Annotated in this window: 19 protein-coding genes, 2 tRNA genes and 1 pseudogene; 8 read left to right on the top strand and 14 right to left on the bottom strand. The window is 59.2% G+C overall.

Annotated features, from left to right (window positions below; translation table 11 throughout):
• Nucleotides 1-90: 90 nt before the first annotated feature.
• A complete protein-coding gene (gene fpr, locus ACYAR8_RS09770; RefSeq protein ID WP_065989778.1) occupies nucleotides 91-870 on the top strand; it encodes a ferredoxin-NADP reductase in 780 nt (259 codons plus the stop codon).
• Between the two features lie 163 nt (nucleotides 871-1033).
• Here the strand turns inward: fpr and tsaA are convergent, their stop codons facing one another.
• The 3 genes from tsaA to ACYAR8_RS09755 all read right to left on the bottom strand — a co-directional run bounded on the left by tsaA (nucleotide 1034) and on the right by ACYAR8_RS09755 (nucleotide 3001).
• Entirely contained in the window at nucleotides 1034-1741 is a 708-nt protein-coding gene (tsaA, locus tag ACYAR8_RS09765; RefSeq protein WP_463579748.1) for a tRNA (N6-threonylcarbamoyladenosine(37)-N6)-methyltransferase TrmO, read from the bottom strand.
• A 17-nt stretch (nucleotides 1742-1758) separates the two neighbouring features.
• Nucleotides 1759-2220, bottom strand: coding sequence for a YehS family protein (locus ACYAR8_RS09760; RefSeq protein ID WP_074891250.1), 462 nt, complete (start codon nucleotides 2218-2220; stop codon nucleotides 1759-1761).
• A gap of 70 nt (nucleotides 2221-2290) precedes the next feature.
• On the bottom strand, nucleotides 2291-3001 hold the full coding sequence (locus ACYAR8_RS09755; protein ID WP_074891248.1) for an rRNA pseudouridine synthase: 711 nt from the start codon (nucleotides 2999-3001) through the stop codon (nucleotides 2291-2293).
• A 162-nt stretch (nucleotides 3002-3163) separates the two neighbouring features.
• Here ACYAR8_RS09755 and ACYAR8_RS09750 point away from each other — a divergent pair, with 162 nt between their 5' ends.
• On the top strand, nucleotides 3164-4159 hold the full coding sequence (locus ACYAR8_RS09750) for an alpha/beta fold hydrolase (RefSeq protein WP_463579747.1): 996 nt from the start codon (nucleotides 3164-3166) through the stop codon (nucleotides 4157-4159).
• A 12-nt stretch (nucleotides 4160-4171) separates the two neighbouring features.
• Here the strand turns inward: ACYAR8_RS09750 and ACYAR8_RS09745 are convergent, their stop codons facing one another.
• The gene (locus ACYAR8_RS09745) at nucleotides 4172-4624 is read right to left on the bottom strand and encodes a GNAT family N-acetyltransferase (protein ID WP_463579746.1); all 453 of its coding nucleotides are present in this window, start codon (nucleotides 4622-4624) and stop codon (nucleotides 4172-4174) included.
• Between the two features lie 121 nt (nucleotides 4625-4745).
• Nucleotides 4746-6083, bottom strand: a complete 1338-nt coding sequence (gene rimO / locus ACYAR8_RS09740; RefSeq protein WP_463579744.1) for a 30S ribosomal protein S12 methylthiotransferase RimO — start codon at nucleotides 6081-6083, stop codon at nucleotides 4746-4748.
• A gap of 270 nt (nucleotides 6084-6353) precedes the next feature.
• Between rimO and ACYAR8_RS09735 the strand changes: the two genes are divergently transcribed.
• Nucleotides 6354-8252, top strand: a complete 1899-nt coding sequence (locus ACYAR8_RS09735) for a potassium transporter Kup (RefSeq protein ID WP_463579743.1) — start codon at nucleotides 6354-6356, stop codon at nucleotides 8250-8252.
• Between the two features lie 485 nt (nucleotides 8253-8737).
• Here ACYAR8_RS09735 and ACYAR8_RS09730 read toward each other — a convergent pair whose 3' ends face one another.
• From ACYAR8_RS09730 to ACYAR8_RS09715, 4 genes are all read right to left on the bottom strand, one after another.
• Nucleotides 8738-10027, bottom strand: coding sequence for a virulence factor family protein (locus ACYAR8_RS09730; protein WP_463579742.1), 1290 nt, complete (start codon nucleotides 10025-10027; stop codon nucleotides 8738-8740).
• Nucleotides 10027-12669: a bifunctional lysylphosphatidylglycerol flippase/synthetase MprF gene (gene mprF / locus ACYAR8_RS09725; RefSeq protein WP_108120948.1), complete on the bottom strand. Its 2643-nt coding sequence runs from the start codon at nucleotides 12667-12669 to the stop codon at nucleotides 10027-10029. The genes ACYAR8_RS09730 and mprF overlap by 1 nt, the downstream gene beginning before the upstream one ends.
• A gap of 330 nt (nucleotides 12670-12999) precedes the next feature.
• A tRNA-Met gene (locus ACYAR8_RS09720) sits at nucleotides 13000-13076 on the bottom strand.
• A gap of 268 nt (nucleotides 13077-13344) precedes the next feature.
• Nucleotides 13345-13421: transfer RNA gene (locus tag ACYAR8_RS09715), tRNA-Met, on the bottom strand.
• A 236-nt stretch (nucleotides 13422-13657) separates the two neighbouring features.
• On the opposite strand from ACYAR8_RS09715, the gene dinB reads away from it, so the two are divergent.
• A complete protein-coding gene (dinB, locus tag ACYAR8_RS09710; RefSeq protein ID WP_074893292.1) occupies nucleotides 13658-14716 on the top strand; it encodes a DNA polymerase IV in 1059 nt (352 codons plus the stop codon).
• Nucleotides 14717-14733: 17 nt separating this feature from the next.
• Here the strand turns inward: dinB and ACYAR8_RS09705 are convergent, their stop codons facing one another.
• The 3 genes from ACYAR8_RS09705 to ACYAR8_RS09695 form a co-directional block, all read right to left on the bottom strand.
• Nucleotides 14734-15690, bottom strand: coding sequence for a hypothetical protein (locus ACYAR8_RS09705; RefSeq protein WP_074893290.1), 957 nt, complete (start codon nucleotides 15688-15690; stop codon nucleotides 14734-14736).
• Between the two features lie 83 nt (nucleotides 15691-15773).
• Nucleotides 15774-17489: a proline--tRNA ligase gene (locus tag ACYAR8_RS09700; RefSeq protein ID WP_463579741.1), complete on the bottom strand. Its 1716-nt coding sequence runs from the start codon at nucleotides 17487-17489 to the stop codon at nucleotides 15774-15776.
• Nucleotides 17490-17662: 173 nt separating this feature from the next.
• Nucleotides 17663-19012 (bottom strand): OprD family porin, encoded by a 1350-nt coding sequence (locus ACYAR8_RS09695; protein ID WP_074893285.1) that lies wholly within the window; start codon nucleotides 19010-19012, stop codon nucleotides 17663-17665.
• Between the two features lie 986 nt (nucleotides 19013-19998).
• Here ACYAR8_RS09695 and ACYAR8_RS09690 point away from each other — a divergent pair.
• On the top strand, nucleotides 19999-20424 hold the full coding sequence (locus tag ACYAR8_RS09690; protein WP_463579740.1) for an HIT domain-containing protein: 426 nt from the start codon (nucleotides 19999-20001) through the stop codon (nucleotides 20422-20424).
• A gap of 2 nt (nucleotides 20425-20426) precedes the next feature.
• On the top strand, nucleotides 20427-20633 hold the full coding sequence (locus tag ACYAR8_RS09685) for a SlyX family protein (RefSeq protein WP_065989748.1): 207 nt from the start codon (nucleotides 20427-20429) through the stop codon (nucleotides 20631-20633).
• A gap of 75 nt (nucleotides 20634-20708) precedes the next feature.
• Here the strand turns inward: ACYAR8_RS09685 and ACYAR8_RS09680 are convergent, their stop codons facing one another.
• Both ACYAR8_RS09680 and ACYAR8_RS09675 read right to left on the bottom strand, forming a co-directional pair.
• Nucleotides 20709-20930: a cold shock domain-containing protein gene (locus ACYAR8_RS09680; protein WP_004667445.1), complete on the bottom strand. Its 222-nt coding sequence runs from the start codon at nucleotides 20928-20930 to the stop codon at nucleotides 20709-20711.
• Nucleotides 20931-21038: 108 nt separating this feature from the next.
• Nucleotides 21039-21314, bottom strand: a pseudogene (locus tag ACYAR8_RS09675) (cold shock domain-containing protein membrane protein); the annotation flags it as partial.
• 424 nt (nucleotides 21315-21738) lie between these two features.
• Between ACYAR8_RS09675 and ACYAR8_RS09670 the strand changes: the two are divergent.
• Together ACYAR8_RS09670 and ACYAR8_RS09665 are read left to right on the top strand one after the other, a co-directional pair.
• Nucleotides 21739-22212 carry a Dps family protein gene (locus ACYAR8_RS09670; RefSeq protein ID WP_074893279.1) on the top strand — a complete coding sequence of 158 codons (474 nt, stop codon included), beginning with the start codon at nucleotides 21739-21741 and terminating at the stop codon, nucleotides 22210-22212.
• 437 nt (nucleotides 22213-22649) lie between these two features.
• Nucleotides 22650-22997: a ribbon-helix-helix domain-containing protein gene (locus tag ACYAR8_RS09665; protein WP_074893277.1), complete on the top strand. Its 348-nt coding sequence runs from the start codon at nucleotides 22650-22652 to the stop codon at nucleotides 22995-22997.
• Nucleotides 22998-23004 lie beyond the last annotated feature (7 nt).

The following is a 23004-nucleotide window of genomic DNA, read 5'->3' as shown; positions in this document are numbered from 1 at the left end:
TTCAGTTAACAGATATTGTGTCTGCCACTAGAATGTCGCGCAATGGCGCATTGACTGGCGCACGTTATTTATCAGGAGCTCCCACGTACCATGAGCAACATGAATCACGAGCGTGTCCTCAGCGTTCATCACTGGAACGACACCCTCTTCAGTTTCAAGTGCACCCGTGATCCTGGCCTGCGCTTCGAGAACGGTCAGTTCGTCATGATCGGTCTGCAGCAGCCAAACGGGCGCCCGCTCATGCGTGCCTACTCCATTGCCAGCCCGAACTGGGAAGAGCATCTGGAGTTCTTCAGCATCAAGGTGCCGGACGGCCCGCTGACTTCGCAGCTGCAGCACTTGAAGGAAGGCGACGAGATCATCATCAGCAAGAAGCCTACGGGCACGCTGGTGCTCGATGACCTCAAGCCGGGCAAACACCTTTACCTGCTCAGCACCGGGACCGGTCTGGCGCCGTTCATGAGCGTGATTCAGGACCCTGAAACCTACGAGCGTTTCGAGAAGGTCATCCTCTGCCACGGCGTGCGTTACGTGAACGAAGTCGCTTACCGCGAGTTCATCACCGAGCACTTGCCGCAGAACGAGTTCTTCGGCGAGATGCTGCGCGACAAGCTGATCTACTACCCGACCGTGACCCGCGAGCCGTTCGAGAACGAAGGCCGCCTGACCGACCTGATGCGCAGCGGCAAGCTGTTCAGCGACATCGGTCTGCCGCCGATCAATCCGCAGGACGACCGCGCCATGCTGTGCGGCAGCCCGAGCATGCTCGACGAGACCAGTGAAGTGTTGAATAGCTTCGGCCTGACCGTTTCGCCGCGCATGCGTGAGCCGGGTGATTATCTGATCGAGCGCGCGTTCGTCGAGAAGTAAACGCGTTCGGAGACGACCCAATCGCCGATGAATCATCCTCGCAGCACTGCGGGGGTGACGTCATCGGCGAATAGGTCAGTACAGGCACCAGCGTTTTGGGGTCTGAAAAAAACCGCCTGGAGGTCACGGACCAGGCGGTTTTTTTGTGGGCGGCGTAAATTGCTTATGAGCCGGCGGCGGGCACCACTTCCAGCACGCAAATGACGCCCGGCTGCGGATAGTGCCAGCGCACGTCCAGGTCCCAGAACTGCGCACCGTAGCGTCGCTCCGGCGTGGGCGTCTGGTAGGCCGGTCGCGGGTCTTGAGCCAGGCACTGCTCGATCAGCTCGATCAGCGGTTCTTCGAGGCGCAGCCCATGTTCGCGGGCCTGGGCCAGCGCCGCGTCTGCCCACTGCACCGGAATCATCTCCGGCGCTGCGGCGGCCATGCTGTTGCGTGCATCGACGATCACATCGGCGTAAGGCACGTAGGGTTTGACGTCCAGCACCGGCGTGCCGTCCAGCAGGTCGATGCCTGACAACCACAGGCGCCCGGCTTCGACCTTGTCCAGCTTGACCACCGATTGACCGATGCCGTTCGGCCGATGGGTCGCGCGGGTGGCGAACACACCCATCGACTGATTGCCGCCCAGGCGAGGAGGGCGCACCTTGAGTCGCGGTTTGTCCTCCAGGGCTTGATGAAACAGAAACAGCAGCCAGACATGGCTGACCTGTTCCAGGCCCTGCACGGCATCACCCTGATCAAAGGGTGCAACCAACTCCAGCACGCCCCGCGCGGCAGGCGCCAGTTGCGGCTGCCGGGGTATGGCGAACTTCTCTTTGAAGCACGAGCGCATGAAGCCGATCGGCGAGACGTTGTAGGCCTGGGTCATCTACGGAGCTGCAGCGCTTAGCCGCGCACGCGCAGGGTCAGGCCGCGCAGGAAGTTGCGCAGCAGCTGGTCGCCGCAGACGCGGTAGTTGGTGTGACCCGCCTTGCGGAACAGGGCGCTGAGTTCAGGCTTGGACACCGGGAACTCGGACGCCTTGAGGATCGCGTGCATGTCGTCTTCTTTCAGCTCGAAGGCCACACGCAGCTTTTTCAGGACGATGTTGTTGGTGATCGGCAGTTCGACAGGCAGCGGCGGGCGGCTCTCGTCCTTGCCACGCTTGAAGAACACCAGGCCGTCGAGGAAGTGCGCCATGACCTCGTCGCTGCACGGCACAAAGCCTTCTTCTTCGTCTTTCTTCATATAGGCCGCGACATCGGCTTTGGTCGCGTCGAACCCGCCGAGCTTGATGATATCGACCACTTTGGCGTCGTTGATATCAAGCATGTAACGGATGCTGCGCAGTACATCGTTGTTCATCATGGTGCGTGTATTTCCTGGGGATTCGCAGATGAGCGCACGCGAAAGTCGATACGGCGCTCAGAAAGGGGATTCAGAATTTTTCTTTGTCGGTCATGTAGCGCCACTGGCCTTCAGGCACCTTGCCGATGGACACGCCGCCGATACGGATGCGCCGCACCGAAACAACCTTCAAGCCTACCGCTTCGCACAGCTGGGCAATGACACCGGGCTGCGGGTTCTTCATCGCGAAGCGCAGGCGGTTTTCGTTCTGCCAGCTGGCCTTGACCTTCGGCAGTTCCTTGCCCTTGTAGGTCATGCCGTGGTTCAGGCGGTTGAGGCCGTGGGCAACCATGTCGCCCGAGATTTCGACCACGTATTCCTGCTCGATCTTGCTGCGGTCATCGGTGAGTTTGCGCAGGATTTTCCAGTCCTGGCTGAACACCATCAGGCCGCTGGCGTTGGCTTGCAGCGTGGAAATCGCTTCCAGGCGCAGGAAGTGCCCTTTGAGCGGACGTCGACCGATGCTGTGGTCGGCGGACAACGTACCTGGCGTGATCAACGCCAAGGCGCTCTCAGGGGTCATGCCCGCCGGGGCGTTGAACAGAAGGGTGACGGATTCAGGCGTGTCGGCTTTTGCTTCCGCGTTCAGCACCACGGTCTGGTTTTCGACCTTGAACTGAGGCTCGTCGACGACAACGCCGTCCACCGTGACCCAACCGCCTTCGATGAACAGCTCGGCTTCGCGACGGGAGCAGCCGACCAGCTCGATTAGGCGTTTGGAAAGGCGAATGGGGTCAGTCATGAGAAAAGCCGTAACAAAATGGAAAGGCGCCTATTGTACCCGCGCAGGCACCGTTAATCGCGGCCACATTGAAATTGCCTAGTGAATAAGCCTCCACTCCATGGATTTTTCCGGGACCGACGCAGGTCTGCTCTCTATTCCTACATTGTCTGGAGCGAATTCATGACCAAATGGCTACCCGCATTGCTGATGACTGTCAGCTTGCCACTGCTCGCTGCGCATGCCCCGTCCTACGGCCCGCAGCTGGAAGGCTTCCAGTATCCGTTCCCGGCGCAGAATTTTACGTTTGAATCCCAAGGCGCACCGGTGCAGATGGGTTACATGGACATCAAGCCGACCGGCACTGCCAATGGCCGCAGCGTAGTGCTGCTCCACGGCAAGAACTTTTGCGGCGCCACGTGGGAAGGGACGATCAAGGCGCTGACGGGCGCGGGGTATCGGGTAGTCGCGCCGGATCAGATCGGTTTCTGCCGCTCCAGCAAACCGGCGGATTATAAGTACTCGTTTGAGCAACTGGCGCAGAACACCAAAGCGCTGCTGACCCAACTGGGCATCGGTCACGTCACCGTGGTCGGGCATTCAATGGGCGGCATGCTGGCGACCCGGTTTGCGCTGATGTACCCCGAGCAAGTGGATCAGTTGCTGCTGGTCAACCCTATCGGTCTGGAAGACTGGAAAGCCAAGGGCGTCCCGGATCGCAGCTTTGATGACTGGTACGCCCGTGAGCTGAAGACCAGCGCCGAGAGCATTCGCAAGTATCAGCAGTCCACGTATTACGCCAATGAGTGGCGGCCCGAGTTCGATCACTGGGTGAACATGCAGGCCGGGATGTTCAACGGAAAAGGCAAGGAGGAGGTGGCTCGGGCATCAGCGCAGACCTACGGGATGATCTTCAATCAGCCGGTGTTCTACGACTTCGAGAAACTGAAGATGCCCACCGTGTTGCTGATCGGGCAGAAGGACAATACCGCCATTGCCAAGGACGCAGCGCCTGAGGCATTGCGCAAGACGCTGGGCAATTACCCGGAGCTGGGCAAGGCCGCCGCCAAACGCATTCCCCAGGCGACACTGGTGGAGTTCGCCGGGTTGGGCCATGCGCCGCAGATTCAGGATCCGCAGCAGTTCAACAAGGTGCTGCTGGAAAGCCTGAAGCGCTGATGCGGGTTTGCGTTATGTGACCTTGAGCCGCATCCGTAACATCGGATGCGGCCGCCCAAGCCCGTCTACCTCCGCCCGGCCCACCACTTCAAACCCCTGCCGTTCGTAGAAGCCCAGCGCCTGGGCATTCTGTTCGTTCACGTCCAGCTCGGTGATATGGAAATGCTCGAGCGCATAGTCCAGCAGTTTCTTGCCCAGGCCCATGCCACGGTGTTCAGGGGCGATGAACAGCATTTCGAGTTTGCCCGATGTGGTGCCGGCAAAACCGGTAATGCGCAGGTGCGAGTCGCGGGTGCAGAACAGGTTCACGGCGCCCAGGTACTGGGTTTCCAGCAGATGCCGGAGCAGCGTGATGTAGTTTTCGGGCAAAAAGTCATGGGTCGCGCGCACGGAGGATTCCCAGACCCGGGTGAGTTCGGCGAAGTCGTGCTGTTTGGGCAGATAGATGACCGAGTGCGGGGTCATGTTGCCGCTGCTCCCTGGGTAGTGATCCTGATGTGGGGACGATAGCCAGAAAAAACAAACCCCGCCGTTTTACGGGCAGGGCTGTTGGAGGTGAAGCAGCTGTCGAGCCGGAGATTGAGCGTTAGATTGGCTCAGCCCACAGGTCGTACTCATCGGCATCCACCACGCGGCACATGACCTTGTCGCCTGGCTTGAAATCACGGTCGCTTTCGACAAATACATTGCCGTCGATTTCCGGTGCGTCGAAGAACGAACGACCCACGAAACCCTGCTCGTCCACTTCGTCGATCAGCACTTCGATCTCTTTGCCGATTTTCATCTGCAGGCGCGCGGCGCTGATGGCTTGCTGGTGCGCCATGAAACGGTCCCAGCGATCCTGCTTGATGTCGTCCGGTACGATCGCTGCATCCAGCAGATTTGCCGGTGCGCCTTCGACAGGGGAGTACTGGAAGCAACCGACGCGATCGAGCTGGGCTTCAGTCAGCCAGTCCAGCAGGTACTGGAAGTCTTCTTCGGTCTCGCCCGGGAAGCCGACGATGAAGGTCGAACGGATGATCAGATCCGGGCACTGCTCGCGCCAGTTTTTGATGCGCGCCAGGGTCTTGTCTTCGAAGGCCGGGCGTTTCATCAGCTTGAGAATCTTCGGGCTGGCGTGCTGGAACGGGATGTCCAGGTACGGCAGGATCTTGCCCGCCGCCATCAACGGAATGATCTCGTCGACGTGCGGGTACGGGTAAACGTAGTGCAGGCGTACCCACACACCCAGCGAACTCAGTGCCTGGCATAGCTCGGTCATGCGCGTGCGCACAGGCTGACCGTTCCAGAACCCGGTGCGGTACTTGATGTCGACGCCGTAGGCGCTGGTGTCCTGGGAAATCACCAGCAGCTCTTTCACGCCGGCCTTGACCAGTCGCTGGGCTTCGTCGAGCACATCGCCAATCGGGCGGCTGACCAGCTTGCCGCGCATGGACGGGATGATGCAGAAACTGCAGCTGTGGTTGCAGCCTTCGGATATCTTCAGGTACGCGTAATGACGCGGCGTCAGCTTGACCCCTTGCGGCGGCACCAGATCGATCAGCGGATTGTGATCGAGCTTGGGCGGCGCGGCGTCATGGACGGCGTTGACCACTTGCTCGTATTGCTGCGGACCGGTGACGGCCAGCACGCTGGGGTGCACGTTGCGAATCACGCTTTCGTCCACGCCCATGCAACCGGTGACGATCACTTTGCCGTTTTCGGCCAGCGCCTCGCCAATGGTTTCGAGGGATTCAGCCTTGGCGCTGTCGATGAAACCGCAGGTGTTGACCACGACCACGTCAGCGTCCTGGTAGGTCGGAACGACCTGATAGCCTTCCATGCGCAACTGGGTCAGGATGCGCTCGGAATCGACCAGAGCCTTCGGGCAACCGAGGCTGACAAAGCCGACCTTGGGGGCGGCAGACGTGGTGACGGTGGACATTGACTAACCTCGGCGTAGGATGCCCGGCGAATAGCCGAAGCATTGACTGGGCGCTTGGGGCGCCTCTGATCAAAAAGTGCGCAATTCTAGCGGCGCGTCGAACGATTGACCAGTGTTATACAGAGAATTACGACGAGTGCTGCGCTATGCTTCGCGGCGTTACGCCCGGCACCCCAGATTGGCCGGGCGCATCGGAATTTACCGGTGCGGTGTGAGTCAATCCGACAACACCGGATCGCGGTGCTCGAGTCACGGTTTCAGGAGTGGTACATGGGTCACGCAACGAATCAGGCAGAGGCCGGGCATTCTTCGGCAAAACCGTTGAGTCTGCTGGTGGGTGCGGTGGGTGTCGCCTATGGCGACATTGGCACCAGCCCGCTTTACACCATTAAAGAGGTCTTTGTCGGCGGCTATGGCGTGCAGGCCGGCCACGATGCCGTGCTGGGCATTCTGTCGCTGATCTTCTGGTCATTGATCTGGGTGGTGTCCTTCAAGTACATGGCCTTGGTGCTGCGGGCTGACAACGACGGCGAAGGCGGCATCATGGCCCTCACCGCGCTGGCGCGAAGGGCTTCCGCCAAGTACCCGAAGCTGCAGGCGAGCATGATCGTCTTTGGCCTGTTCGGCGCGGCGCTGTTTTACGGCGACAGCATGATCACCCCGGCGATCTCAGTGCTGTCCGCGGTCGAGGGCATGGAGCTGGCCTTTGACGGGCTTGAGCACTGGGTCGTGCCGATCGCGTTGGTCGTGTTGGTGGCGCTGTTCCTGATTCAACGTCATGGCACCGCGCGGATCGGCGTGATGTTTGGTCCGATCATGGTGCTGTGGTTCGTGACCCTCGGCGTGCTGGGTGTTCACGGCATTCTCCAGCAGCCGGAAGTGCTGCAAGCCATCAATCCGGTGTGGGCGGTTCGCTTCTTTATTGACCATCCCGGCATCGGCGTTTCGGTCCTGGGCGCTGTGGTGCTCGCACTGACCGGTGCCGAGGCCCTGTATGCGGACATGGGCCACTTCGGTCGCAAGCCGATCTCCCGTGCATGGTTCGCGCTGGTCTTGCCGGCGCTGGTGCTGAACTACTTCGGCCAGGGCGCCCTGGTGATCCAGGATCCGGAAGCGGTGCGCAACCCGTTCTACCTGCTGGCGCCGAGCTGGGCGCTGTTGCCTTTGATCGCGCTGTCGACACTGGCGACCATTATTGCTTCGCAGGCGGTGATCTCCGGGGCGTTCTCGATGACGCTGCAGGCGATTCAGCTCGGTTATATCCCGCGCATGTACATCCAGCACACCTCCAGCGACGCCCAAGGGCAGATCTACATCGGCGCGGTGAACTGGGCGTTGATGGTCGGGGTCATCCTGCTCGTTCTGGGCTTCGAGTCCTCGGGGGCACTGGCCTCGGCGTACGGCGTGGCAGTGACCGGCACGATGCTCTGCACGACGATTCTGGTGGCGTCGGTTATGTTGCTGGCGTGGAAATGGCCGCCGCTGATCGCAGTGCCGATTTTGGTGGGCTGTCTGTTCGTGGACGGTATGTTTTTCGCCGCCAACGTGCCGAAAGTGTTGCAAGGCGGGGCTTTCCCGTTTCTGGCGGGCATCGTGCTGTTCATCCTGATGACTACGTGGAAGCGCGGCAAGCAGTTGTTGGTAGACCGCATCGACGAAGGCGGTTTGCCGCTGCCAATCTTCATCAGCAGCATTCGCGTGCAGCCGCCCCATCGCGTTCAGGGTACGGCCGTGTTTCTGACGGCGCGTGCGGACGCCGTGCCCCATGCGCTGTTGCATAATTTGCTGCACAACCAGGTGCTGCATGAACAAGTGGTGTTGCTGACTGTTGTGTACGAAGACGCCCCGCGCGTGCCAGCGGCGCAACGTTTTGAGGTCGAGGTGTTTGGCGAGGGCTTTTACCGCGTGATCCTGCATTTCGGCTTCATTGACGAGCCGGACGTGCCGGCGGCGCTTAGCCTGTGTCACTTGAAGGAGCTGGACTTCAGCCCGATGCGCACGACCTACTTCCTCAGCCGCGAAACCGTGGTCTCGTCGAAACTGGAGGGCATGGCCCGCTGGCGCGAAGGTCTGTTCGCGTTCATGTTGAAGAACGCCAACGGCAATCTGAGGTTCTTCAAGCTGCCGTTCAATCGGGTGATCGAGCTGGGCACGCAGGTGGAGATGTAAGCGGCTCCGCTTTGGAGGGATGGGGTTTAACCGGGAATGTGTCGGGTGTCACGCCGCGAGATTGATGGCGTCCATACAGGCCTCTTCCCGGCTGAAGCCGGTCCCACTAAAAGTATCGCGTGCACCCGTTGAGATTGGCGCTACTGGACTATTGTAGGACTGGCTTTAGCCGGGAAGGCGTTTGGTGCCGCGCTGAAAGATTGATGGCGTATGCAGCGGCCTCTTCCCGGCTGAAGCCGGTCCCACTAAAAGTATCGCGTGCACCCGTTGAGATTGGCGCTACTGGACTATTGTAGGACTGGCTTTAGCCGGGAATACGTCAGGTGTAACGCCGCGAGATTGATGGTGTGCAAGCGGGCCTTTTCCCGGCTGAAGCCGGTCCTACGGGGACAGTGCGCAACCGGAGGTGGGACCCGTCGTGAGCAGGCCCTGAAACAAAAAATCCCCGCAATCGGCAGAGAGCGGGGATTTTTTATGGGTGAGGATTACTCGGCCGCAGGCTCTTTGCCCTTCCACTTGTCGATCACCGCACTCAGGCGCTTGGCCAGGGCAGGGTAGTCTTCGTCGAAGTGATGGCCGCCGGGCAGCTGCATCTTCTCGCCAGGGGCGGTGGTTTCGGTACAGCCGCTTTCATCCTTCTCCTCGATGCCGTAGACGCACAACACCTTGTCGCCAGGCAGCTTGGCCATTTCCGGGCCTGTCGCGGCTTCTTTGCCGGCAGCGCCCAACCAGCCTTCAACAGCAATCTCGAAGCTGCCTGTGCGGGCGAAGGCGAGCAGGATGATCCCGTCGACGCGAGCCTTGTCTTCTTCCGGCAAGCGGTTGTAGATCGCGGGCAGCACGTCGGCGCCGAAGGAGTAGCCGGCAAGGACGAAGTGCTTGGCACCCCATTTCTGCCGGTAATGGGCCATCAGCTCGCTGAGATCAGCGGCGGTCTGTTCAGGCGATTTGTGCTCCCAGTAATAACGCAGGGTGTCGATGCCGACGACCGGGTAGCCGCCCATCTTCGCCATGTCGCCTGCCACGTCCTTGTCCAGGTCGCGCCAGCCACCGTCGCCCGACAGGAACAGCGTCACCGTGTCAGAGGGCTGCGATGACGGTACCTCAACCACGGGAATGTTCAGGCCGCCGTTATCGTCACCCCCAATCAGGCGACGGCGCACTTCGTTGTTCAGCACCTGCGGGTACTTGATGTCGTAATCGCTGATGCTGGTTTCGGTGTTGGGTGCATCACGGACCAGCGTGGCGCTTTCGTCGTCAGGCCCATCGTTCCAGGCGACCGTCCACTTGCCGTGGGCGGCGGCTTTCGGCACAGGGTCGGTGCAGCCCGGCTGATCGCGGACAAAACCGACCGAGATAGCCCGGGCGTTGTCGTTGTTCTGGCCGGCCAGCCAGCGCCAGGCCACCGAAGCACCCGATCCGACACCGGCCACCAGATCAGGTGCGCCGTCGAGCTTTTGCAGCGCGGCATTAAAGGTCTTTGCCTGAAGCTGGCAGTCGTCCTTCGGCAGCGTCACCTGGATCACACGAGCGGAGGCGTCGTAGCTCAGGGCGAGCAGTTGCTTCTCCGTCAGTGATTCTTCGGTGGTCACAGCCAGCGCGACTTGGGTTTTCACCTTGGTCGAGGGCACCACGCGGATCAGCGCAGAGCCGTCGTCCAGCGTGATGTGTTCGAGGGTTGGTTGTGCGGCGGGGCGGTTCCACAGCCAGAAACCCAATGCCACCACCAGAATTACCAGGGCTGCGAGCAAAAAGCGCCAGTAGCGTTGAATCATCAGCGTTTCACCAATCCAGTCAGGCCGCCCGCGATCAGGGCGGCGGTATCTGCCAGTGCCACCAACGGATCAAGTCCTGCGGGCACGGCCATATAACGAGGTTCCCAGTCAGGCTGGAATTTGTCTTTGAAACGGCGCAGCCCCTGGAAGTTGTAGAGCTGTTCGCCACGGCTGAACACCATCGAACCCAGACGCTGGGTCAAAGGTGCGCCACGCCGCGGTTGCAGCCCTGACAACGGCACCATGCCCAGGCTGAAGCGGGCGTAACCTTCTTTTTTGTAATGCAGGATCAGCCCGACCATCATGAATTCCATGGTCAGCTTCGGCGCTTCCGGGTGCGAACGCATCAGGTCCAGGCTCGCCAGATCATTGCGCGAGGTCTCCAGCAAATTGGAGAACGCGACCGGCTTGCCCTGGAAATGGACGATGGCGATACGGAAATGCTTGAGGTACTCCAGGCTGAAACGGCCCAGCGAGAAGCCTTTTTCGCGGACGTTCTTGCCCATCAGCCACGCATCGGAAATCACTTTGAGCTCGTCCATGGGTGCTTGACCCACTTCGTAGATCTCCAGCGACAGACCGTCTCGCCCACCCCGATTCCAGGTGTAGCGCAGGTCCTTCATTTCCTTGCCCTTGGCTTCGATGTCGAACTTGTGCAGGTCGACCCGGGCTTCTTCGCCCAGCTTGATCGCAGTCAGGCCGATGTCCATGTAGAACGGCAGGTTCTCGGCACGCACCTGATAGAACACAGGGCGGGCATGGTGAACGTCGCACAGATCGCGGAACTGCCAGATCAGCTCGGCCCGCTGCTGGGTCGGGCCAATCGGATCGTAGAGCGCAACCAGACTGCGACCGCGATGGGCATACATCAGAAAGGCGTTGCCGTCCGGGTGCATCAGCACGGCCTTGTCGCCGGTCAGGACCAGGCCGCCATCGGGCTGGCTGGATGCTTTGATGATCTCTGCGGCTTTGGCCAGCTGCGCCTCGTCAGGCAGGTTGATCACGGGGCGCGCGGTGCGCAGCAGCCAGGTCAGCGAAACGATCAGCAGCAAGACCGCACTGCCCAGCGCCGAACGCAGACCGCGAGGGGCGTCGGCGTCCAGGGTGAATTGCCACCAGAGCTGATGGCTGTAGGGCACGTCCTGATAAGCGAACAGCAGCAACCAGACCGAAGCACCCAGTACGCAAACACTGGCGACCAGATACAGCGGCGAAAACGGCAACTCCAGCAAGCGACTCGGGCGGTAGAACGAGCGGCGGAAGACTGCCAGCAGGCACGCCGTCAGCAGCAGCAGGCTTGCTTCTTCCCAGTCGAAACCCTTGAGGATCGAGAGAATGGAGCCCACAAACAGCAGAATGGTTGTCAGCATCCACGCGGCCGAAAGACGACGACGCAGACCCTGGGCGAGCAGCAGGCAGAGCACGCCAATCAGGCTGGCGCCGAAGTGCGAGGCGTCGATCAACCGATGGGGAATGAGGAATCCCAGGCTCTCGATACGGGTGTCGATCTCGGGCGTGGAGCCGGAAAACAGCAGCACCACGCCTGAGAGAAATACCAGCAGCGCCAGAATCGGGGCGCCGAAGCCGGATGCAACGCGCATGGCCTGCTGCGCGAACAGCAGACGCTTGGCCTCGCTGTAGAGCAGCACCAGGCAAGCGATCAGCAGTGGCATCACCACATAAATCAGGCGGTACAGCAGCAGCGCGGCAGCCAACGGTGCAGCGCCCAGTTCGTCGGCAAATGCGGCGAGCAGAATGGCCTCAAAGACGCCGACACCGCCGGGCACGTGGCTGAGAACACCTGCCGCCAGGGCAAGCAGGTAAACCAGCAGGAACGCGCCGAACGGCGGGGCCGAGGGCAGCAACAGATAGAGGACGGCAGCAGCGGCCGCGACATCCAGCGCGGTGATCACCAGTTGCATCAGCGTCAGGCGCACCCCAGGCAGACGCAGCGTGCGGCGTCCGGCACGGACCAGCAGGTTATGGGGGATCGTCTGTTCCGGCAGGCGCCGGCGATAGACGGCATAACCCAGAATTGCGCTGATCGCCAGCACCGCCACCGCGACAATGGCCAGTACAGGCACCGAAACATGCAGCGCCAGCGAAGCGGCAGGCAGGTCGCTCAAGGTCGCGAGGGCCGCCAGCGGGGGAAGTGCGCAACCCAGTGACAGGCTGGCAAACAGGGTCATGTGGGCAACTTCGCCCGCACCCAGTCCCAATCGCGAGTAAAGGCGGTAACGAACCGAGCCGCCGGACAGCATCGACAGGCCTACGGCATTGCCGATGGCGAACGCGCAAAATCCGCCCATGATCAGCGACTTCGTCGGCAACTCAACATTGGCGTAGCGACTGGCTGACCACTCGTAGCCCAGCAGAATCACAAAGCCGATGGCTGTCGCCAGCACTGCGCCCGCCAGAGAAGGAAGAGGCACACTGAGCAGCGAATCCTGCAGGGCGTAGATGTCCAGCTCGGTCAGCATGTGCCGACAGGCGATCAGGGCGACGGCAAACAGAAGGATGGTGACGCCCAACCCTATGGGTTGACGGTACTTGTTCACCAGTTCGCGTAGACGCAATCGTTTCGGGGGAGCCGGAGGATGCTCCGTCACTGCTTCATTTGTGTCGGACGGGTTGGCGCGCATCAATCACTCCTTGGATCGTGCGCGACAGGATGGAGGTATACAGCCAAGTTACCAATCCCTACGCGAAAAATAATTCAGGATGTTAGCGCTTCAACGTCTAACGGGCGAATACCACGGATACGTATCAGTGACCGTTCAGTCTAGGTTCAGTCGCTGGCCAGCGTATCGGCAGGGGAGATAAAAACTATCGCTCCCGGCAACATACAGTAACAAGACCTCTCGGATGAACGCACCCTGGTAATGGGATGTGACAAGGATTCCGGCCCGCTGTTCGTGAGCTTTCAGCGAGGCAAAAAAAAGGCCACTCTTTCGAGTAGCCTTTTTAGATGTTGGTTGCGGGAGCCGGATTTGAACCGACGACCTTCGGGTTATGAGCCCGACGAGCTACCAGACTGCTCCATCCCGCGTCTGTGTGGCGGCATTCTACAGTCGAACGGCAGAGTGTCAACCTTTAATGCCAGGCATCGGCAAAATAACTGCTTCTGGAGCGTTGGCGTACCTAAGTGGCGGTCGGACAAGGCTTTTATCGCAATCCGCGCATAAGGGCAGGTCGCCATCATCCATGGAGCCTGTTTCATTTATATGAAGAGGTGAGGGGGAATAACGGTGAGGGCGGGCTTGCTCAAACAGCGGCCACAAAAAAGGCCACTCTTTCGAGTAGCCTTTTTTGATGTTTGGTTGCGGGAGCCGGATTTGAACCGACGACCTTCGGGTTATGAGCCCGACGAGCTACCAGACTGCTCCATCCCGCGTCTGTGTGGCGGCATTCTACAGAGGATCGACAGGCTGTCAAGCAATCGGCAGAAAAAATTGCTTTTTCTTCAAGCGGTTAGCGTGATGCGTAGGGCCAATAGCTGCAGCGCGCCTCGTTTCAGGGGCGTTTCAGTCAGGTTTGGGGGCGCACGTTCTTTAGGGAGCAAGGCTTATTCAGTGTCAGAAAGTCCCGTGAATGAGATACTGCGCGACCGTTTTCCTACGACCCCGTGTGATGCCGCAGCGCAAAATCATCCATATCGACTGTGATTGCTTCTACGCCGCTATTGAGATGCGCGACGACCCGCGTCTGGCCGGCAAGCCGCTCGCAGTCGGCGGGTCGGCAGAACGGCGCGGTGTGATCGCCACCTGCAACTATGAAGCCCGGGCCTACGGCATCCGCTCTGCGATGTCATCCCGGCATGCGCTGACACTGTGCCCGGACCTCACCATCGTCAAACCAAGAATGGATGCCTATAAAGAAGCATCGAAAGAGATCCAGACGATCTTCCGCGACTACACCGACCTGATCGAGCCGCTGTCGCTGGATGAGGCTTACCTGGATGTGACGGAATGCGAGCACTTTGCCGGCAGCGCGACGCGCATCGCTCAGGACATTCGCCGGCGGGTCTCCAATCAGTTGCACATCACTGTTTCCGCCGGGGTTGCCCCGAACAAGTTTCTGGCCAAGATCGCCAGCGACTGGAAAAAGCCAAACGGGCTGTTCGTCATCACGCCTGATCAGATCGAGGACTTTGTCTCCCAGTTGCCAGTGTCCAAATTGCACGGTGTCGGCAAAGTCACTGCCGACAAGCTAGGCCGACTCGGCATCGTCACCTGCACCGACCTGCGCGGCTGGAGCAAGCTGTCGCTGGTGCGGGAATTCGGTTCATTCGGCGAGCGGTTGTGGAACCTGGCCCATGGTGTGGATGAGCGGCCCGTGCAGAACGACAATCGGCGCCAGTCGGTCAGTGTTGAAAACACCTATGACGCTGATCTGCCGGATCTCGCCAGTTGCCTATTGATGCTGCCGGCATTGCTGGACACGTTGAACGACCGCATCGCGCGGATCGACAGCCTTTACCGCCCCGGCAAGCCCTTCGTGAAGGTCAAGTTCCACGACTTCACCCAGACAACGCTGGAACAGGCGGGGGCAGGGCGGGACCTGGGCAGTTACGAGCAACTGCTGACCCAGGCGTTCGCACGCGGTGGCAAGCCGGTGCGACTGCTGGGAATAGGCGTGCGGCTGCATGATCTCCGGGCCGCCCATGAGCAGCTGGAATTGTTCAGCTGAGGCCAGTTCAGGCCTGGCTATTCACTGCCTGGCGGCACGGCGACCAGTCGACCGGCGTCTTTCGCCAGTGAACGAAGGAATTCGTGCTGCAGCTGCGGATCGTTGCGGGTCAGCTCGATCAATGACTGTTCCAGCTCACTGGCTTCCTCTTCAAGGCCCAGCTCGGACAGGCGCTTGACGCGATGCACCCACTGGCTGACTTCGTCATCTTCCAGATCGTCGTAGATCAGGTCGTGGGCCTCAATCAGCTTGCCGCGCAGTGACTTGCTCAAAGGCAGCGTGGCGATTGCCTGAACGTTGCTCTGGTCATCCTGCACTTTGATGTTCAGTTGCGTGACATAGCTGAGGTTCTGCTCAGCGAACGGGCTGTCCAGCAGGTTTACGCGCAGCACGCCGTTACGGTCTGTCGTCATCTCGTGGGCTTCTTTGCCTGCGGTGACTTCGACCGGCGCTTCGCTCCAGGGCAGGTTCGAATGCTCGATGCGATGGTCGCGCTGAACCTCGTCGATACCAGCCAGGTTTTGCTGGGCACGACCGTGGGATGGTGCGTTCATGAACGGGTTGACGCCCGCGACGCCGTACGTGAGCCAGTCTTTGGTGACGCTGTCGGGCAGGCTGCCGAACGTCAGCACATTGACCACGTTGGCGCCGATGCCCGCGACAATGGCCACGGCGCCCAGGGGGATTTCATAGACTTCCCGCCACGGCTGGTACGGCGTGTACCGGTCGTAGTGCCGGGTGACTTCGAATTCGGTGATGTCGAAGGTTTTCAGCTCGTGGATGCGTATCCGGCGCTGGGGCAATTCCAGCGTCTTGGGTTCGCCCAGGTCGACCTGAAAACTGTGGTCGAGTAATTTGCGCTCGACACGTTCTTCATGCTCGCTGCGTTGAGACAGATGGTTGGCGCAGCCGCCGAGTAACAGGCTGGTGGACAACACAGCGCCTGCGAGGCGTGAGGGATTTCGCTTGAACATGAGATCTCTAGGTGCAGGTAAGGCGCATCGCAGAGGCGTCGCGGATAAAAGCGCGCCTGCACAATCGCAGGCGCGCCGTCCGGTCAGCGCTTGATCCGGTCCTTGATGAAAGACAACACATCGGCAACAGGCAGGGCCTGGGCTTCGGCTTCGGTGCGGCTCTTGTATTCGAGGTTCCCTTCGGCAAGGCCGCGGTCACTGACCACGATGCGGTGCGGAATGCCGATCAGTTCCATGTCGGCGAACTTGATCCCAGGGCTGGTCTTCTTGTCGCGGTCATCCAGCAACACTTCGAAGCCTGCAGCAGTCAGTTCGGCGTACAGCTTGTCGGTTGCCTCTTTGACGGCATCGGTTTCGTAACGCAGCGGCACGAGGGCGATCTGGAAAGGTGCGAGTGCGTCGCTCCAGATGATGCCGTTCGCGTCGTTGTTCTGCTCGATCGCGGCAGCCACGACACGCGACACACCAATCCCGTAGCAGCCCATGGTCAGCGTGACGGGCTTGCCGTTCTCGCCCAGGACCTGGCACTTCATCGCTTCGCTGTACTTGGTGCCCAGCTGGAAGATGTGCCCGACTTCGATGCCGCGCTTGATGATCACGTTGCCCTGACCATCCGGGCTCGGGTCGCCGGCGACGACGTTGCGCAGATCCGCGACGGTCGGAACCGGCAGGTCGCGCTCCCAGTTGACGCCGAAGTAGTGCTTGTCATCGATGTTCGCGCCAATGCCGAAGTCGCTCATCAGCTCTACCGAGCGGTCGATGATGCACGGCAGCGGCAGATTCAGCGGGCCGAGAGAGCCCGCGCCGGCGCCAATGGCGTCACGCAGTTCGGCTTCGGAGGCCATGACCAGCGGGCTGGCGACCTGCTCCAGATTGGACGCCTTGATTTCGTTGAGCTCGTGATCGCCACGGATGATCAGCGCAATCAGTTTGCCTTCTTCAGCGGCATGGACAACCAGCGTCTTGACGGTCTTTTTGATCGGCAGATTGAATTGCTCGACCAACGCCGCGATGGTCTTGGCGTCAGGGGTGTCGACCAGACGCAGTTCTTCAGTCGGGGCAGGGCGGCTGGCCTCGCGCGGCATGGCTTCGGCTTTTTCGATGTTCGCGGCGTAGTCGGAGGTGTCGCTGAACACGATGTCGTCTTCGCCGGACTCGGCGAGTACGTGGAACTCATGAGAGCCCGCACCACCAATGGAACCGTTGTCAGCCACTACCGGGCGGAAGTTCAGGCCCAGGCGGGTGAACACATTGCAGTACGCCTGATGCATACGGTCGTAGGTTTCCTGAAGGGAATCCTGGGTCGCATGGAAGGAGTAGGCGTCCTTCATGATGAATTCGCGGCCGCGCATCAAGCCGAAGCGCGGACGGATTTCGTCACGGAATTTGGTCTGGATCTGGTACATGTTGATCGGCAGCTGTTTATAGCTGTTGAGTTCGTTGCGAGCCAGATCGGTGATGACTTCTTCGTGGGTCGGGCCCGCGCAGAACTCACGGTCGTGGCGGTCTTTCAGGCGCAACAGCTCGGGACCGTACTGTTCCCAGCGCCCAGACTCCTGCCAGAGCTCCGCCGGCTGAATGCCTGGCATCAACACTTCCAGCGCGCCAGCTGCGTTCATCTCTTCACGAACCACCGCTTCGACCTTGCGCAATACCCGCAGGCCCATGGGGAGCCAGGTGTAGAGACCGGAGGCAAGTTTGCGAATCATGCCGGCACGAAGCATCAGCTGATGGCTGATCACGACCGCATCGGATGGCGTTTCTTTCTGTGTGGCGAGCAAATATTGACTGGTACGCATGGTCGGCCGTTGTCGGTTGCGGTGACTGGGAAATGACCCGGCATTGTACGGCGGTGATATCGCTGAGTACAGGCCGGGCGGGCGGCGCGAGGGGAGGGATTGTCAACCGAGCGTCCATGAAAAAGCCCGGCGCGAGGGCCGGGCTTTTCGGTAACGAGTGTCAGACAGTGCGATTACAGGACCGAAATCGGGTAGTCGACGATCAGACGGAACTCGTTGATATCGCCTTCGCCTTCGTCGGCATTGGCACGGTGCCATGCTTGACGAATACGGAACGACAGGTCTTTGGCCGGGCCAGTTTGAACAACGTACTTGGCCTCGACGTTGGTCTCGTGGTGGCTGCCGTCGGCGCCGTAGAGCGGCGAGAAGCTGCCATCCTGATTACGGGTGTGGTACGCGGTGTTACTTGGCGTATTTGTGCCGTCGATGTTGGTACCGCTGACGTAGCGAGCCATGAGGCTCAGGCCAGGTACGCCGTAAGTAGCAAGGTTCAGGTCGTAACGAGCTTGCCAGGATTTTTCACCCGGGGCGTTGAAGTCAGAGTACTGGATCGAGTTCGCGAGGAAGATCGAGTCGCCACCGCGGTTGTTGTCGCCGATACCGATGTAGTCGAACGGTGTATCACCGTTAACTTTCTGGAATGCCAGGGTCAGGGTATGAGCGGCCAGGAACGAGTAGGCTGCCGACAGGGAGTAAGCGTTGTTATTGATGTCGCCTGCTCTCTTGCTGCCAGTGTCCTGAGTATTGTAGTAGTTGAAGTCGAACGCCAGAGCCTGGTCGTCGGTCAACGGCAGTGCGTAGTTCACGTTGCCGTAGTACTGATTCCAGACGTCTTCCAGTTTGTTGTAGTAGAAACCAACGCCCAGGTTGTCAGTGATCGAGTACTTGCCGCCGCCGTAGGTAGCGGACTTGGAGGTCACGCCAGCGTAAGTAGCCCAGATATCGCCGTTGTGGGTCATATCGTCTTGGCTGGTGCCCGAAGTGAAGCGACCGGCTTCTACGTCAAGACCTTTGATCTCGCTGCTCTGCAAGGTCACGCCAGTTGCGGTTTGTGGCAACAGTCGAGAACCGCCGACTGCGAAAACCGGGTTCTGCGGCTGCATGTCACCGATTTTCAATTCGGTCTTGGAGACGCGGAATTTAACAGCGCCACCGGCCTTGCCGAAGCTGTCTTCGTTTTTGCCATCGCTGTCAGTTACGAGGTTGCCGGAACCCGAGTAGTGGTTCTCGCCATCCAGCTTGAAGCCGGCGTACCCGAACGCATCGATACCTACACCGATCAGACCTTGAGTGTATCCAGAGCTGAAGTTACCCCAGAAACCTTGGGTCCAGTCTTTCGAGTCTACGCCGCCATTTTTACGGTCACGGTTGAAATAGTAGTTACGAGCCTTAAGATCCAGCTTGCTCCCCTCTACAAAACCAGTTGCTTCGGACTGATCGCTTACGAATGCCGCAGCCGATGCCAATTGGGTGCTGGCTGCAGTAACGGCCAGTGCGATTGCGCTCCACTTCATCACTCTCATCGTGACTTTGCTCCTTTGGTTTTTAAGAAGAGTACTGCCGTCCACCTGTTTTTTTATCTGGCCGGCTTCTTTCTTTTTGGTGTCGGCGAAATCTACAACACGCTGACATTATTGGCGATAGTGAAGAACCTACCGTTGCAGTTTCTTTACGGCCTTGTCGCCGTCTGCGCTGTCCGTGTCGCTCCTGAACAGCTCCTGACGCTTAAAACTGTGCCACTACCGGGTCATTGTTAGGGCTGGGCTCAGTTACACCCTCATCGAATCCAGCCACCCCGGTTGCCTTTTACAATCGCGTTGCATCCCTTCAGTCCCCGCCCGTCTCTCGACGCGTTTGGCTTCAAGCTTGTGTGTGACAAAGCAACAACCGTGCACAAAATTTCGACGAATATGAAAAAAATGTCGAAAGCGCGGTAAAAGCATTCGAAGTTGGCTGCAAGCTATTGAATCAAAAGAGTAAAAATATTTTAGATAGCCTGCTTTGCAACTGCGATTTTCTTGAGAATAGCGCGCAGAAGTGTCACTGACGTTACCTGTTACCTATCGGGAGTGGGTAAATCGCGGATAGCTGTCACATATTCGCCCCTCATCTGAGTCTTTTTGGTGCGTCATTCAGCCAAATTGCCTGCCTTTGGTTCTTTCAGACTGGATTCGGCCGGTTGTTGGGCATGGTGCCCCTGGCGCCAATGGCGGAAGTTAGCCCTAAGGCCCGGATTCAAAGGGTTTACACGGAATCAGATAGCTGATTTCCAGTCACCTGCGCTCGCCTTGAGCTGCATCATCAAAGTGCGCTGCGGTTTTTTTCGCGCGTTCCTGGTGCAAGGTGGGTGTGTGCTGCGTACCGATCAACAGCAGATCCACAAAATGCCCTGAACGGCGCTGCCGGATGATTCATTCGGAATACGCGAGTATCCTCCCGCCACTCAGGGCCTGGTTGTCCGGTCCGGCGGCCGGCTCGATGAATGAAATAGGCGATCAGGAGTATTTACGTGTTTGTTCTAGATCCGCGCTTGCTGCAAGACACACTGCCGATTGGCGATTTCCCGCTGTGCACGCTGCTGCTGTCCAATGATTCCAGTTACCCATGGTTCATCCTGGTGCCAAAGCGTGCGGACATCAGTGAAGTGTTCCAACTGTCCGAACCGGAGCAGGCCCAGCTGTGGAGAGAAACCACCTACCTTTCGGCCGTTCTTGATCGTACGTTTCAGGCCGACAAGATGAACGTTGCCGCGTTGGGTAATGTGGTCAACCAGCTGCACATGCACGTCATTGTTCGCCGTGTCGGTGATGCGGCCTGGCCAGCCCCGGTGTGGGGCAGGCATCCCGCCAAGCCTTATTCGCCGGATGAGGTTGCCCGGATCACCTCGCAACTGAAGTCCGAACTGACCGAAGCATTCACCTTTAAGGAGGACTGACCATGGAGCTCGAATCCCGTGTCATGGAGCTGGAAAGTCGACTGGCCTTTCAGGACGATACGATTCAGGCCCTCAATGACGTGTTGGTCGCCCAGCAGCGCAGTCTTGACCGCCTGGAATTACAGATTGCCGCCCTGATCAAGCGTCAGGAGGAAATGGGCGGGCAGGGCGACGGCTTCGCTGAAGACTCGCGTCCCCCTCACTATTAAGGGAAAGGGCGCCAAGGGCAGGTATTTCAGCAAAAAAAACCGCGCCTGTGAGCGCGGTTTTTTTATGAGGCGACGTTAACGGCGCGGGAGCGCAGCGATGACGTCTTCCGCTTGCAGGCCTTTGTCGCGGTTCATCACCGAAAACTCGACACGCTGGCCTTCGACCAGAACGCGGTGGCCTTCGCCGCGAATGGCGCGAAAGTGCACGAAGATATCATCGCCCGAATCACGGGAAATGAATCCGAAGCCTTTGGAGGTGTTGAACCACTTTACCGTGCCTGTATCGCGGTTTCCCAAGTCCTGGGATTGTGCCGCGGGCGCGGGAGAGGAACGGTAAAAGCTGACCGCCAGGTGCAATGCCACGGCAATCACGACGGCGAGCAGACTGACCAGAACGGCCGGTTGGCCGGCGATGGTTTCAAGTGGTACGACCAGGGTGAGGATCTGAAGCACGACGGCCAGCACGAGCAAGCCGCTGACCAGGTTTTGCAGTTGATGACGTGGACCTTTGTTCCAGTAAGGAATCACTGGCGCGAGCACCAGGTTGATGAGGCCGAAGAGCGCCAGGTACAGCGCATCCGGTTGGGACAGGTAAGAAGACAGCGCTTCACTACGCAGGCTGGGGATGAAAGACAGCAGCAGGGCAGCTGCGCCCGTTAGCAGGTGGACTATTTTCAACATTTCGATGACTCACATTAAGATGGATCACAAGGAAATAGCGGGTGACCTTCGGTACGCTTCGGGAAAAAAAGGAGGCGTGATGCACGAGTGTCGGTCCCGCCTATGCACTGTCGCCGGACGGCACTTTGGCGGCAGCGCGACTGTATTTAACAGCAAAGCCGAGAGCTACTCAAATCAAGCGCTTAGCGCCCGCACAGGCGGGTGATTGTCATCGTGTGTCAGTTTTTTATGATTCCGGTCAAAAGCTCGTTCCAGAGCGGCCTGCATAAACAAACCGTCGAGCCGATCATTGCTATTAAAGGAAGCAGGTCTGACTTCGGCGTAGTGGCCGAACTAATCCCGACAGATGGCTGCGGAGGGCCGAGGGTCTTGGTAGAGTGGTCAGCAGTCGTTTGAAAAAAACCATCATAGAAGAGGGCTGAACATGGCAATCGATATCGGCATCAGCGAAGAAGACCGCAAGTCCATCGTGGACGGTCTTTCCCGCCTGCTGGCAGACACCTACGTGTTGTATCTGAAAACCCATAACTTTCACTGGAACGTGACTGGCCCGGCTTTTCGTACGCTGCACCTGATGTTTGAAGAGCAATACAACGAACTGGCGCTGGCGGTGGATCAAATCGCCGAGCGTATCCGCGCACTGGGCTTCCCGGCGCCGGGCACCTATTCGACCTATGCACGTTTGTCGTCGATCAAGGAAGAAGAGGGTGTACCCGCAGCCGAGGACATGATCCGTTCGCTGGTTCAGGGTCAGGAAGCGGTCACGCGCACGGCCCGTGGTATTTTCCCGTTGCTGGACAAAGTGAGCGACGAACCAACGGCGGACTTGCTGACCCAACGCATGCAAGTGCATGAGAAAACGGCCTGGATGCTGCGCTCGATGCTGGAAGCCCAGTAATCAGAAGCTCGGTAATCAACAACTGATCAACGAAACACCGGCGCGGGCAAAGTAACGAGTGCCCGCTCCGCACTGCTGTCACCCCGTCGCGCACGAGAGTCCCCTCCTGATTCACATTCAGTGCCGAATCCTTCAGCTCATAACGCTCATCTGTAAACCTCATTCGCTCTCTTTTTCCAGCTCGCGCTGACTTCAGCGATCGGCTGAGCCAAAAGAAATAAATCAGCAAAAAATACATATCTAACACCCCGAGCGGGATAGGGTCTGGGCCTTTTGCTGGCTCTCGAAAATCACCCCTGCAGCGTGGCGATCTCCTACAGGTTCAGAGTGCTCCTTCTGCTGGTTGCGCCCTTTGGAATACGGCTTGATAGACACCTCTTTTCAACTGATTGCGAAGGTGCCGATGCCATATCCGTGATCGCAACGAGGGGACTTGCATGAACCTGACTACTGCCCGAGAGGGATGGGAACCGACCCAGTGTCTGAACGCCCGGGGCGACCCGTTTATCGAAAATTTCAACATGAGCCTGGCCCAGCCACACTCCAGATCCGTAAGGCTCAATGGGCTGGCCACGTGCCTGCGACTTGAGGAGGTGTACTGGAATATTCTGTCCGAAATGGCGCGATTCAATGATTGCTCCATCAATGCAGTGCTGTCTTACGTCGATCGCGAGGTCCACTTGCGTTACGGCGGCGTCAAGAACTTCAGCGGCCTGATCCGCGTCGTGTGCGTGGCGCACGTATTGAGTGCCGAGGGCCTGCGCCTGACGCCGTCCCCGACCTGACCTGATT

Source organism: Pseudomonas sp. HP_01 (assembly GCF_055284355.1).
This window is presented reverse-complemented; position numbering and strand designations above follow the sequence as displayed.